This is a genomic window from Henriciella mobilis, assembly GCF_003576285.1.
Classification (GTDB): Bacteria; Pseudomonadota; Alphaproteobacteria; order Caulobacterales; family Hyphomonadaceae; genus Henriciella; species Henriciella mobilis.
This window is the reverse complement of sequence record NZ_QWFX01000005.1, coordinates 997,759-1,011,385: the sequence shown is the minus strand read 5'-3', so window position 1 is coordinate 1,011,385 and position 13,627 is coordinate 997,759. Positions and strand designations below refer to the sequence as shown.

8 protein-coding genes are annotated in these 13,627 nt (G+C 61.2%); 6 read left to right on the top strand and 2 right to left on the bottom strand.

The window, feature by feature from the left end; translation table 11 throughout:
• Positions 1 to 2 precede the first annotated feature (2 nt).
• Both D1223_RS04520 and D1223_RS04515 read right to left on the bottom strand, forming a co-directional pair.
• Entirely contained in the window at positions 3 to 1,184 is a 1,182-nt protein-coding gene (locus D1223_RS04520; RefSeq protein ID WP_119375191.1) for an alanine racemase, read from the bottom strand.
• Positions 1,181 to 2,488, bottom strand: a complete 1,308-nt coding sequence (locus D1223_RS04515; protein ID WP_119375190.1) for a D-arabinono-1,4-lactone oxidase — start codon at positions 2,486 to 2,488, stop codon at positions 1,181 to 1,183. Before D1223_RS04515 ends, D1223_RS04520 begins: the two co-directional genes overlap by 4 nt.
• Before the next feature lie 109 nt (positions 2,489 to 2,597).
• Here D1223_RS04515 and D1223_RS04510 point away from each other — a divergent pair, with 109 nt between their 5' ends.
• The 6 genes from D1223_RS04510 to D1223_RS04485 all read left to right on the top strand — a co-directional run bounded on the left by D1223_RS04510 (position 2,598) and on the right by D1223_RS04485 (position 13,555).
• A complete protein-coding gene (locus D1223_RS04510; protein ID WP_119375189.1) occupies positions 2,598 to 3,338 on the top strand; it encodes an ImuA family protein in 741 nt (246 codons plus the stop codon).
• Complete coding sequence (locus D1223_RS04505) at positions 3,226 to 4,944, top strand: Y-family DNA polymerase (RefSeq protein WP_119375188.1); 1,719 nt, start codon at positions 3,226 to 3,228, stop codon at positions 4,942 to 4,944. Before D1223_RS04510 ends, D1223_RS04505 begins: the two co-directional genes overlap by 113 nt.
• Positions 4,941 to 8,246 (top strand): error-prone DNA polymerase, encoded by a 3,306-nt coding sequence (locus D1223_RS04500; RefSeq protein ID WP_119375187.1) that lies wholly within the window; start codon positions 4,941 to 4,943, stop codon positions 8,244 to 8,246. The genes D1223_RS04505 and D1223_RS04500 overlap by 4 nt, the downstream gene beginning before the upstream one ends.
• 233 nt (positions 8,247 to 8,479) lie before the next feature.
• Positions 8,480 to 9,532, top strand: coding sequence for an efflux RND transporter periplasmic adaptor subunit (locus tag D1223_RS04495; protein WP_119375186.1), 1,053 nt, complete (start codon positions 8,480 to 8,482; stop codon positions 9,530 to 9,532).
• Complete coding sequence (locus D1223_RS04490) at positions 9,532 to 12,648, top strand: efflux RND transporter permease subunit (protein WP_407646933.1); 3,117 nt, start codon at positions 9,532 to 9,534, stop codon at positions 12,646 to 12,648. The genes D1223_RS04495 and D1223_RS04490 overlap by 1 nt, the downstream gene beginning before the upstream one ends.
• Positions 12,587 to 13,555 carry an ROK family protein gene (locus tag D1223_RS04485; protein ID WP_147372672.1) on the top strand — a complete coding sequence of 323 codons (969 nt, stop codon included), beginning with the start codon at positions 12,587 to 12,589 and terminating at the stop codon, positions 13,553 to 13,555. The genes D1223_RS04490 and D1223_RS04485 overlap by 62 nt, the downstream gene beginning before the upstream one ends.
• Positions 13,556 to 13,627 lie beyond the last annotated feature (72 nt).

The window sequence follows — 13,627 nt, the reverse complement described above, 5'->3', positions numbered from 1 at the left end:
TTTCAGGCGGAAGCATGGAAGACGGGCCATGTCTCCGAAATGCGACCGTTTTCAAAGACGGCGATATCTCCAAACTGAAGGAAAACGGATTCCGACTGTTTCGGCCTCAAGAAAACATACTCGTCGGGCTCGATCAGCGTAGTCGACGGCGCCGTCAGCATCTGCTGATTGCTGGAGCGCCCATAGGTATCGTTCAGAACGACGCTCTCTGGCCAGACGGGCTCTGCCATCCAGTTGCCCCCAAAAATATAGACTGTCTTGTCGTGTCCCTCAGGCAGATCCGGCTGCCGACCGCGAACAAACTCGAAGCCTGCAATATTGATCCCGTCCAGAACCTTGAGCGCTGGCGTTGCAATGAAACTCGCTGGCCAGTGGGGGGCCAGCAGAGGCGTATCGAAATCAGTCGGCTTTACGAGTACCGAGCCCACGGAGACTTCATTGGCAATTTGTGTATCGCGATAGAGCCGGTAGGTCGGACTTCCGGCAGCATTCAGAATCAAACCGCCAGCAGGTCGCGAAGCGCATGTCATTGCCTTCGCTTTTGAGAAGACTGACCACGCGCTTTGAAGCGCCGCTTTACGCAGTCCGCCCTTTTCCGGCATTTTCGCGACATGCGGCTCATACCCCATCAGCCCGGCGAATGTTGCGTGGTTTGATCTGTCGATCGACCTCACCGTGTTAACCAGTGCGTCATCCGGGGCAAAACCGCCGCGGTGCAAACCCACATCGACTTCGAGCACCAGCTGCATCGTGATTTCGAGCTCTGCAGCGAGAGCCAGATATTGTTCCGCCCGGGTTGGAGTATCGACCAGCCACTTGATGTTGGCGTCAGGGTTGGCCTCGCTATAGAAGCGCCTTGCGGCCGCAACAGGCATCGGCTTTCCCAGAAGCTGTTCGGCTTCCGGCATTTCTCCAGCCAGGGCCAACAGCATCTCAATGTTGAAGGTCATAAGCCGGTCTGAACCCGTCCGCGTCCTGATGTGGCGGATGAGACCGACAGACGGCAGGGATTTTGCCACGATACGGTAGCCCATCCCTTCCGGCAGGTCGTCCAGAAGCGTTTCGATGTTGTGGTCGAGCCGGTGGCGGTCGATCACCAGAGTGGGCTCGGCAATGCCAGCCTCTTTCAAGGCTTGGGACAGGGCGGCGAAGTAGTTTGCGTCCAATGCTGGGGCGGCAGTCATCGTGTACCCTTCACGCCGAAAAGCGTTTTCAGGTAGGGCGTCAGGAAGCGGCCCTCAGGGTCAAGCCGGTTCCGTACTTTCGAGAAGGTGACAAACTCGGGATACAGGTCCGACAGCGACCGGTAATCGAGGCTGTGAAGCTTCCCCCAGTGCGGGCGCCCGCCGGCCTTTCGTAAAATCGGTTCAATATCGGAAAAGAAGAAGTCGTAGCTGTCCTCGTGATAGGCATGCACGGCAATTGAAATCCGGCCACCATCATTGAAGGGGCTGAGCCAGATATCGTCTCCTCCCGTCCGTCGAACTTCGATCGGGAAGAAGACATCTGGATGCTTCTTCTCAATTATCGCGATCACATCCGACAGAGCTGAAAGCCCTTTTTTGACCGGCAGGTGGTATTCCATCTCGTTGAACCGGACATTGCGCTGACTGGCGAGCAACTGCCAGCTGTTTCCAATGACATCCTCACCTTCGAAGGACTCGAATGCCGCCTTCAGGAATTCCCGTCTTCCCGCAACGTCGTCTTCAGCATAGTCGCGCGCCCGTTTGAGGCCCAGGACAGCTTCGTCATCGTCCTGTGGAGGCCTTGGAGTCGGTTTGTTTTTCGTTTCCTCGTGGGCAATCGAAATGCCGTAGCCCGAGAATGGGATATAGAAAAACTCGTAATTCCGGCGGGTTTTCCAGCGCGATTGGGCGTGACCGATCAGTGCGTCCAAGGGCTCAGCCCAGGTCAGCCGGTGCAAGCGGTAGGAATCGACAAGCTGGACTTCCGCCTCAACAATTACGCCGAGCGCACCAAGAGAAACGCGGGCGGCGTCGAAAGCATCGCTGTCGCGTTCGCGCGAGATGGTCAGCAACTCGCCGCTCGCGGTCATGAGTTTCAGTGCCGTGACTTCCGCCGAAAGGCAGGACAGCCCGGCGCCTGTGCCATGCGTCGCGGTGGAAATTGCCCCCGCCAGGGACTGCTCGTTGATGTCACCAAGGTTGCGAAAGGCAAGACCGTACCGTTCCAGTTCCGGCGACAGGTACTTCAGACGTGCGCCGGCATTCACCCAGGCACGCTTCGCTGTCTGGTCGACACTGTGGACCAGCCCCATGCCGTCCAGCTTGATCAGCGTTCCATCCGTCGCCGCTAGAGGTGTAAAGGAGTGGCCGGCGCCAACAACGCGTACAGGTCCAGCCGCCCTGGTAATTGCGGCCTTGAGGTCGTCCATATCGCGCGGTCTGGCAATATGTTGCGGCTCCGCCGTCTGATTACCGGACCAGTTGCTCCATCCCTTTTTCTTGTCGTGCCCGTCAGCCCCCATCGCAAACCCGGCCTCCCTGCATATCTGTTCTTCTTCAAAAAATAGTGGCACCAGCCGGGCCGGGTGTCACGGGGCTTGACTCTTTTGTTCCAGAACAAAATAAGAACATATGGAGTCTGAAGCGCTGAACATACCGGGCGTCTTTCGCCTCGACCGCAAGCCTGAAAAGGCAGAGGCACGCTTCCCGCTGAAACTCGGGGCCGAAGGTGTTCACGAAATCTGCGAGCATGCGCACGGCGACATGGGCGCGGTGAGCGGTTTTGCGCTGGCAGCGGCAAAACCAGCCCCCGGCCCAGTCTTCTGGATCCGTCAGAGACGGCTGCGTCAGGAGCATGGCCGGCTACTGCAAGCTGGCCTGCCCGCACTCATTCGTGACGAGCGGCCAGTCCTGCATGCCGAGACACGCAAGCTCGCCGACACACTCTGGGCTATTGAGGAAGCGGTGCGATCATCCGCTGTCAGCCTCGTTATGGCGGAGCTGGAAGACATCGATTTCACCGCTTCACGTCGGCTGACGCTTGCCTCTGGGCGCTGCGGCGTGCCGGTCATCCTGATGCTGCCCTTCCGACATGAAGGCTCGAGCGCAGCGTCCGCCCGCTGGCGGGTTAAACCCCGGCCTTCAGCGCCAAACCCATTCGATGCCCGCGCACCCGGCGCCCTGCGCTGGCAGGCAACCCTTGAACGCTCCCGCCAGGCGCCGGCCATGGCGGGGCATGTCTTCAATCTCGAGCTGGACGATGAAACGCTATCTCTCCGTGTGGTTCCCGGACTGGCCACTGACACGCCTGCGCCGCGCAAGGCGCCGCAACCTCGGCAAACCGTCAGCCCGGACCTGCGCCGAAGCGCCTGAACCGCGCGCACCCTTCGCCCTGCTGGAAGATGGCACGCATGGCCTGCGCGTGGTCGCAGCAAATGCGTCTGCACGCGCCCTCGGCATCGCACCGGGGCTCGGCTTTGCCGACGCAAAGGCACGTTGCCCGGACCTCCAGCATGAGGATATCGACCGTGAGGCTGACACCAGGGCCCTTGCCCGGCTTGCCACCTGGATGATCCGCTATTCCCCGCTGGTCGCACTCGACGGTGCTGACGGGCTGATGATTGAGACAACCGGTTGTGATCACCTGCACGGCGGGGAGCCGGCCATGATGGAGGCCATCTCCGCCACTCTGGAGGCTGATGCGATCCCCCACCGGCTCGGCCTTGCCGGCACGCCAGGAGCCGCCTCGGCGCTTGCCCGCTCAAGCCCCGGCACAATCCTTAGGGATGGTGAGGAGGCAGACGGGCTTTCGACCCTTCCCGTCACGGCCCTGCGCATCACACTTGAAGCCGAGACCCTGCTCAATCGCTTTGGCCTGCGCCAGATCGGCCAGCTCTACGGGATTGACCGCAAGGCGCTTGGGCGGCGTTTTCAGTCCAGAAGCGCTGCCGATGCCGTGCTGCTCCGTCTCGATCAGGCGCTTGGCCTGCGCCATGAGCCGCTCGACCCGATCACCCCGCCCCCGGCCCTGTCCGCTCGCCTGCCCTGTCCTGAGCCGCTACTCGCCAAGGAGGGCATTCTTGATGGACTGAACAGGCTGGCCGAGCGCCTCTGCGCTGACCTTGCCGCACGCGGTGAAGGTGCCCGCGCCTTTACCTTTCACGCTTTTCGTGCCGATGGCGGCCTGTCGACTGTCTCAATCACGCTGGCCCGGCCCTCGCGCAGTCCGAAGCACATACTTCGTCTCTTCGATGAGAAGGTGGAGCGGATCGGTCCCGGCTTCGGCATTGACCTGCTCATGCTTGAAGCCCGTCGTACCGGCCTGATGGAGATGAGCGCCGCCGCGCTCTCCGGGGACCTTGCTGCAAGTGATTCAGATCCCGTCCTGCTGTCCGCGCTGGCTGACCGGATTACGGCAAAACTCGGTGAAGGTGTCGTCAGCCTCGTCAGGCCGGTCGAGAGCCACCTGCCAGAACGTGCTGAACCACATGCCATTTATGAAGGCGCTCTGCCGATAGCGCGTATGCCCGGCCCGCAGGAAGGCCCGCGCCCGATCCGTCTCATCGACCCGCCGGAGGAGATCAAGGTACTTGCCGAAGTGCCAGACGGCCCGCCACTGCGCTTTGTCTGGCGCCGGATCGCCCGCAGCGTTGCCCGCGCCGACGGGCCGGAGCGGATTGCACCGGAATGGTGGACCCATACCGCACCGCCACCGCCCGCACAGAGCCCTGACGGTGTCGAACGCAAATGGCTCGCCCCAAAGCTCGACCGGCGCGCCGATGCGGCCCTGATCGACCGGATCCGCAGTGATCTGGAAACCGAGGATCCGGGCGAGCCGGTCTCCAACCTGCCCCGCGCACGGGACTATTACCGCGTCGAGGACGAGTCCGGCCGGCGCTACTGGGTGTTCCGTCAAGGCCTCTATCATGATGGCCGCGGCGGCACGCCCGCATGGTTCGTCCATGGGGTCTTCGCATGACGGATTATGCCGAACTCGCCGTCACGACAAACTTCTCTTTCCTGAGAGGTGCGAGCCATGCTGCCGAACTGGTCGCCCAGGCCAAGGGGCTCGGCCTTGCTGCGATTGGCGTGGCCGACCGCAACACGCTGGCCGGGGTCGTGCGCGCACACCTGGCCGCCAGAGAAGCAGGTCTGCGCCTGCTCATCGGCGCGCGGCTGGTGACGACTGACGGTTTCGAGCTGATCTGCTACCCGACGGACCGGGATGCCTATGGCCGCCTTTCCCGGCTGCTATCGGATGGCAAGCTGCGCGCGCCAAAGGGTGAGTGCCACATCACGCTGGACGACATCCTCGCCCATGCGGAAGGCCAGGTCTTTATCGCCATCCCGCCATCAAAGCCGGATGAGGCCTTCCGCCAGCGTCTGGAACGGCTGCAGGCGCCATGGGCCGGCCGGCTCTATCTTGCCGCACGGTTCACCTTCTCCGGGCGTAATCGCGAGCAGATCGCCCGACTTGCCGATCTCGGGATGAAGGCCGGCGGCGTACCCATCATTGCAATCAATGATGTCCTCTATCATGCACCGGAGCGGCGCCCCCTTCAGGATGTCGTCACCTGCATTCGCGAGCATTGCACGATTGAAGAAGCCGGCTACCGGATCGAGGCCAACGCCGAACGTCACCTGAAACCGCCTGACGAAATGGCGCGCCTGTTCAGGGGTTTTGAACCGGCCCTGCGCCGGACCCTGGAGATTGTCGAGCGCTGCCGCTTCTCACTGGACGAGCTCGCCTATGAATATCCGGATGAACCTGTCCCACCCGGCAAGACCCCGCAGGAACACCTGGAGAGCCTTACCTGGGCGGGAGCAGAATGGCGCTATCCCGACGGCATACCGCAGAAGGTCCGCGCTGCGCTCATCAAGGAGCTCGGCCTGATCCGGGAGCTTGATTATGCCCCCTATTTCCTCACCGTGCATGACATTGTCGCCTGGGCGCGCGGCCAGGACATTCTCTGCCAGGGACGTGGATCGGCGGCGAATTCAGCGGTCTGCTACTGCCTCGGCGTGACCAGTGTGGACCCGGGCATTACCGAACTTCTCTTCGAGCGCTTCCTGTCGAAGGAGCGCAAGGAGCCACCAGACATTGATGTCGACTTCGAGCATGAGCGCCGCGAGGAAGTCATCCAGTATGTCTATCGCCGCTATGGCCGTCACAAGGCTGCCCTCACCGCGACCGTCATCTCCTATCGTCCGCGCTCTGCCGTGCGCGAGGTCTGCAAGGCGCTTGGCCTCTCGGAGGATATTGCCGGGGCACTGGCGGGGACGGTCTGGGGCAGCTTCGGCTCGGATGTGAAAGAGAAGCAGATCCGCCAGGCCGGGCTTGATCCGGCAAACCCGACTATCCGCCGCGCCGTACAGTTGACCCGCCAGCTGATCGGCTTTCCGCGCCACCTGTCCCAGCATGTCGGCGGCTTCGTACTGACACGCGGGCCCCTGGTCGAAACCGTGCCGATCGGCAATGCCGCGATGGATGAGCGCACCTTCATCGAATGGGACAAGGACGATATCAGCGCGCTCAACATCATGAAGGTGGATGTGCTGGCGCTTGGCATGCTGACCTGCATCCGGAAGGCTTTCGACCTGCTTCGGCTCCACAAGGGGCTGGACTATGACCTCGCCACAATCCCACCCGAAGACAAGGCGACCTATGACATGCTGTGCGAGGGAGACTCGCTCGGTGTCTTCCAGGTCGAGAGCCGGGCGCAAATGAACATGCTCCCGCGTCTTCGCCCCAAGGTCTTCTACGATCTTGTCATCGAAGTCGCGATTGTGAGGCCCGGGCCGATCCAGGGCGACATGGTCCATCCATATCTGCGCCGCCGCAAGGGGCTGGAAAAGATTACCTACCCCTCTCCGGCACCCGAACATGGCCCCCCTGACGAGCTGGAAAGGATCCTCAAGCGTACTTTCGGCGTTCCTCTTTTTCAGGAACAAGCCATGCAGATTGCCATGGATGCGGCGAAGTTCTCACCTGATGAGGCCAATGGCCTGCGCCGTGCCATGGCAACCTTCCGGAAGGTCGGGACGATCCACAATTATGAGGACATGATGGTGGAGCGGATGGCCGCGCGCGGCTATGAAAAGGCATTCGCGCAGCGCTGTTTCGACCAGGTGAAAGGCTTCGGGGAATATGGTTTCCCGGAAAGCCACGCCGCCTCCTTCGCCCTGCTTGTCTATGTCTCCTCCTGGCTGAAGTGCCATCACCCCGATGTCTTCTGTGCAGCCCTGCTGAACAGCCAGCCCATGGGCTTCTATGCCCCGGCCCAGATCGTCCGTGATGCGCGTGAACATGGCGTCGAGGTGCGTGAGGCCGATGTGAACCTGTCGGACTGGGATAACACGTTGGAACCTGCCTCCCGGCCAGCGGGCACACGGTTCACTGGGCACGAAGAAACGCCCAAACAAACAGCAAAACTCGCTGTCCGCCTTGGCTTCAGGCAGGTCGACGGGCTTGGCGAAGACGAAATGGAGCAAATGCTCCAGGCCCGTCTTGGCGGATTCGATGCGCCCGAAGACATACGCCGCCGGGCCGGCATAACGCGCCGGGCCATGGAGCTTCTGGCCGCCGCCGACGCCTTCCGTTCGATGAGGCTGGACCGGCGGGCCGCGCTCTGGGCTGCGCGCGGGGAGGCGGCGGGCAAGCCGCTGCCGCTCTTTGCGGCTGCCGATACGGCTGAGCAAGGCGGCGAGGCTCGTACACCTCTGCCAGAGATGCCGCTCTCTGAACACGTCCTGCAGGATTACCAGACGACACGTCTGTCCCTTAAGGAGCATCCCATGTCCTTCCTGCGCGCACATTACAGAAGCTTGCGCACGATCAGCACAAAGGAAGCCGTCGACCTCAGGAATGGGTCGCGGGTACAGACGGCAGGTATCGTCCTGGTGCGCCAGCGCCCCGGCTCGGCGAGCGGGGTCTGCTTCATCACGCTGGAGGACGAAACCGGTATCGCCAACCTTGTCGTCTGGCCAAACGTGTTCGAGCGCTTCCGGGCCGTAGTCATGGGCGCGCGCATCATATTCGTGAAAGGCCGCGTCCAGCGCGCCGATAATGTCACCCACATCGTCGCCGAACAGCTGATCGACCGGACCGACGACCTTGGTCTCCTGTCTGAAACCACGCTCAGCGACCCGCTACGCCACGCGCTCGACCGAGCCGACGAAGTTGTCCGCCCCATTCCTGACCGCAAGGGACCAGAGCCGCGGAACCTGCACACCCACCCCCGCAATGTCCGCGTGATCCCGAAAAGCCGGGATTTTCATTGAGGAATGTGTGATTTACGCAGTAATTTGACTGGCTTCCCCACCGGAGCGACCTAATTCTGAGGTCAAAGGGTCAGCATGCGATGAACGAGGGACTTCACTCCCCGCGGTCTTGTGTGCTCCGCATTATCAGCGACTCCCGCTGCGGTTGAACGAAGAATTAGGAGAGATTTGCTAGGGGCTTGGATGTGAAACACCTTAAACTGGCATATCTGGGCCTTGGAGCCGCGCTAGTCATGGCGGCCTGTCAGGGCGAGCAATCGGCAAGCGATCAGCCGCGCGCTGAACGTGCGGTCAAGATCGTGTCCTACTCCGTCACCTATCGGACTGAAACCACCCGCGTGGAAGCAGTGGGCACCGCCCGCGCCCGGTCTTCAGCAACCATCTATCCCGAAACTGCCGGCGAGGTGACACAAGTCAATTTCGAGGCTGGTGACTATGTCACCAAAGGGGACGTGCTCGTGCAACTTGAAGCGCGTGCCGAGCGGCTCGACGTTGAAGAAGCAGAAGTTGCCTTGCGAGACGCCCAGCGAACCATCGACCGTTACAATCGTGCCAGCACACCGGGCGTGATCGCTGGCAACGAGATGGATCGTGCTCAGGCTGCCTATGATACCGCAAAGGTACAACTCGACATTGCGCGCGACGCCCTCGCCCGCCGTACCGTGAAGGCGCCGTTCTCCGGACATGTTGGCCTGACCGATATCGATCCCGGTGCTCGCATCACCACCAGCACGGTAATCACCAGGCTAGACGCCCGCGATATACTGTTTGTGGACTTCCCCGTGCCCGAGCAGACTTTTGGGCGCATCCAGACTGGCGACATTTTCGAAGTCGAACCCTTCTCGGACCCGTCGCAAACCTATGAAGCCGAAGTGCTCACCGTGGACAGTGCCATAGACGCGACAACGCGGGCCTATACGGTGCGAGCCGCAATCGATAACTCCAATGACCGCCTGCGCCCCGGCATGAGCTTCCGGATCGGCTTCGACTTGCCTGGACAGCGCTATCCGACCGTGCCGGAGGAATCCATCGTCTGGGGCGGCGACGGCGCCTTCCTGTGGAAGGTAGAAGATGGTCGCGCTGACCGCGTCCCCGTCACGATTGTCAGCAGGGATGCCGGTATGGTTCTGGTCAAGGCCGAGCTTCCCGAAGGAACGTGGATTGTCGAACAGGGTGTTCAGAAGGTTCGCCAGGGAACACCTGTCGAGACGCCTGGACGCAGCCAGACCATTGCTGGACCGGGCGACGAGCGCCGGGAGGGCGGTCCGTCCGCAGCCCTGCCATGATGCCGCCTGGCGCTGGCCTGCCAGGCCTTTCGGTTCGCCGTCCATTGCTGGCGGCGGTGATGAACCTTTTGATCGTCATCGCCGGACTGGCAGCCATGCTGGGCGTCGAGGTCCGTGAGCTGCCAGATGTCGACCGTCCAATCGTCTCCGTGCGCGCCAACCTGCCAGGTGCGGCACCAGAAACGATGGATGCGGAAGTTACCAGCATTCTCGAAGGGGCGATTTCCCGAGTCTCCGGCGTCCGGGAAATCAACTCCTCCAGCGAAGAAAACAATTCGCGCATTCGCATCGAATTCAATCCGGGAGTCGATCTGGACACGGCCGCGTCGGACGTTCGCGAAGCGGTCAGCCGCGTGACCCGCGAGCTGCCTGATCGCGTCGAGAATGTGGCGGTGACAAAGGCCGACAGCGAAGGTGAGGCGGTATTGACGATCGCCGTGATTTCGACCGCCTATTCTGAAGAAGAGCTATCGCGCATCATCACAAATGACATCATTCCGGAATTCCTGTCGATCGAAGGCATCGCAACGATACAGGAATTTGGAACACGCGAGCGCCAGATGCGTGTCGTGGTTGATCCGCTCCGCCTTAGCCGGTTCGGTCTCACCATAGCCGACGTTGCCAGCGCACTTCGCGAAGCGCCATTCGACGTGCCAGTCGGCAGCTTCCGCTCTGAAAGCCAGGAACTTATCGTGAGAGCCGAGGCAACTGCCGCGACACCCGAACTCATCAAGGACATTTACATTCGCGGCGACACCAAGATTGGTGATGTCGCAGAAGCCGTTCTCGGGCCGGCCGACGCCGATGACTTTCTGCGATACAACGGCAACCCTATCATCGGGCTCGGCGTTGTCCGGCAGGCGCAATCAAACACCATCCAGATATCCAGCGCGGCCAAGAAAAAGATCGAACAACTCAACCGTCGCTTCGATGACATCCGCCTTGAAGTGACCTCCGACGAAGCCGTATTTATCGAGAAGTCGGTCGAGGAAGTCCTGCTCTCTTTGGCCATCACCGTGCTGATCGTCGTCGGAACTATCTGGCTGTTTCTCGGGTCGGCAAAGGCAACAATTATTCCCGCCGTCGCGATCCCCGTTTCGTTAATCGGGACCGTGGCCGGCATCTGGGTACTCGGTTTCTCGATCAACCTGCTCACCCTGCTCGCACTGGTTCTGGCAACCGGCCTGATTGTGGACGACGCCATCGTGGTTCTGGAAAACATCCAGCGTAAGCAGGCCGATGGTCTTCGCCGGCGTGCAGCTGCAGTCATCGGCGGCCAGCAGGTCTTCTTTGCTGTCATAGCCACCACAGCTGTTCTGATCGCCGTCTTCGTTCCGATTTCCTTCCTTCCATCGACGACCGGTCGGCTTTTCCGGGAGTTTGGCTTCGTGATGTCGCTTTCGGTCGGTATCTCGTCGATAGTGGCCCTGACGCTTGCGCCGGCCATTGCTTCCAAATTCCGTTTCATCGAACGTGATCCGGCCGACCGGAAGGACAATGCACTCGAACGCTTTGGACGATTGCTGCTCGGCGCTTACGAACGCGCACTGCGCTTTAATCTCGACCGCCCGATGGTTATCGTCATCGTGTCATTGCTGGCCGCCATCGGGGCTGGCTTGCTTTACCGGTCCCTTTCGCAAGAACTCGTGCCCCCCGAAGACAGGGGAGTCGTCCAGGTCTTCGCCACAGGACCCGATGGGGTTGGTCTTGCCTACATGGAACAGGAGGCAGACGAAATCGAAGCGCTCCTTCAGCCATTTGTCGATGATGGCACGATCGAAAACCTGTTCACGATTGTTGGCGCCTGGGACCCCAACCGCGTCAACGTCACGGCGCGGCTAGCCCCATGGGAAGAGCGCGAGCTAAGCCAGCAGGATGTCATCTCAGCTCTGCAGGGCCCGATGTCGGAAATCCCTGGATCGCGAGTCTCGGTTTTTGGCCGCTCAAGCCTTAGCGTCGGCTGGGGCGGGCGCGGCGGCGGGTTACGGATCGCCCTGACCGGCAATAATTATGATGACATTTATGCCGCTGCTCGCTCGCTGGCTCGCGCAGTCGATAGCAGCGACATCCTGTCCAATGCCGATATTTCCTACCAGCCAACCCAGCCGCAACTTTCCGTGCAAGTTGACCGGCGCCGGGCTGCTGACCTCAACGTGCCGCTGGACCAGATTTCAGTCACCCTGCGGGCCATGGTCGACGGCGAAGATCTGATTGATCTCAATGTCGAGGACCAGGCTATTCCTATCATCCTGGAGTCGGAAACCGGCGCCATCCGAGACCCGGGCGACCTGCGGAACCTTTTCGTTCGCTCCGACGAGGGCGCGCTCGTTCCAATCTCGACATTGACGGAAATCCGCGAGGAGGGTGTCGCCGCCGAGCTGGACCGTACCGCTCAACGGCGCGCTATCGAAGTCGATATGGACATAGCGCCGGGGCTGCCGCTCGCTGATGCCATTGCCGAGATTGAAAGGCTGGGTGATGAGGCCCTTCCTGCGGGCATCAACATGATACTGCAAGGCGATGCTGCGACGCTGGAGGAAAGCAATCGCGATCTCCTCATCACCTATGGCTTCGCCTTTATCATCGTTCTGCTGGTGCTGGTCGCCCAATTCGAAAGCGTGACCAGTCCGCTGGTTATCTTACTGTCGGTTCCTTTCGCGCTCGCGGCGGCCGTATATGCCCTGACTTTTACAGGCGTGTCGCTCAATATCTACTCGCAGATCGGTTTGATCATGCTGATCGGTCTGATGGCTAAGAACGGTATCCTGCTCGTCGAGTTTGCCGACCAGCTGCGCAGCATGGGGCGGTCTGTGAAGGACGCTGTCTTCGAAGCCGCAATCATCCGCGCACGTCCGATCGTCATGACTTTGATTTCCACTGTACTTGGCGCTCTTCCACTCATCCTGTCGAGTGGAGCCGGCGCGGAAGCGCGCAATTCCATTGGCTGGGTGGTTTTCGGCGGGCTGGGGCTGGCCGCACTCTTCACGCTGTTCCTGACACCGGTGATCTATCTCGGCGTTGCGCGTCTGTCGAAGCCACGTACGCAGGAAACCCGTGCGCTGGAAGAAGAGCTCGAAGAAGCCCGTGCCCAGCAAGGCGGCCAATTGGCTGAGTGACAGCGGCAAGCGACATGCTATAGCCGGTCTCATGCTGGCCGCTATCGAGACAGGTGGAACCAAATGCGTTGCCGCATTGGCTGAGGCGCCTGGGAAGATACAGCGCCGCATCGAAGTCCCAACCACCTTTCCTGACGAGACGTTCGCGCGCTTGCGCGATGCGCTCGGCAACGCCGGCCCGATAAGCGCGCTCGGTATCGCAGCGTTCGGCCCAGTGGATATCGATCCGGCATCGCCCACCTATGGAGAGGTGCTGGTGACGTCCAAGCCAGGCTGGCAGGGCGCCTCCTACCGAAACGCCTTCGCCGGGCTCGGCTGCCCCCTACGGATTGAAAGCGACGTTTCCGGCGCTTGCCTGGGCGAGTGGGGTTTTGGCGCCGGACAAGGCGAAAACGTCATAGCCTATGTCACGGTGGGTACCGGGATTGGCGCAGGCGTCGTCCACAACGGGGCGATTCTCAATGGTGTCGGACATTACGAGATGGGCCATATCAAGGTCAGCCGCGCCGACGATGACGGCAAGGCCCGGTCGGTCTGCCCTCTTCATGACGATTGCCTTGAAGGCCTTGCCAGCGGGCCGTCTATTCTGGCGCGCTGGGGGCAATCACTTTCGGAGCTGGCGCAAGGCCACGAAGGCCTGGATGTAGAAGCTTCCTACCTCGCCCAACTCGCCCGAACGTTAACCCTGACCCATCGCCCCGCCCGAATTATTTTCGGTGGCGGAGTCATGAAAACTCCCGGCCTGATCGAAGCGATCCGACGGCATACGAAATCGAGCCTTGCCGGCTATATTGATTGTGGACGCGCTGGCGACATGTCCGATTATATCGTGCCCGCCTCGCTCGGCGATGATGCCGGGATCACAGGTGCCCTCATGCTGGCGGACTCCGCGCTGTCCGAGCAGTAAATGACTGCCCTTCGGGCAGGGCTTGGCGCCGCCCGGGCTTTCTGAGACCATTGTTGTCAACAAGCAGAAAGA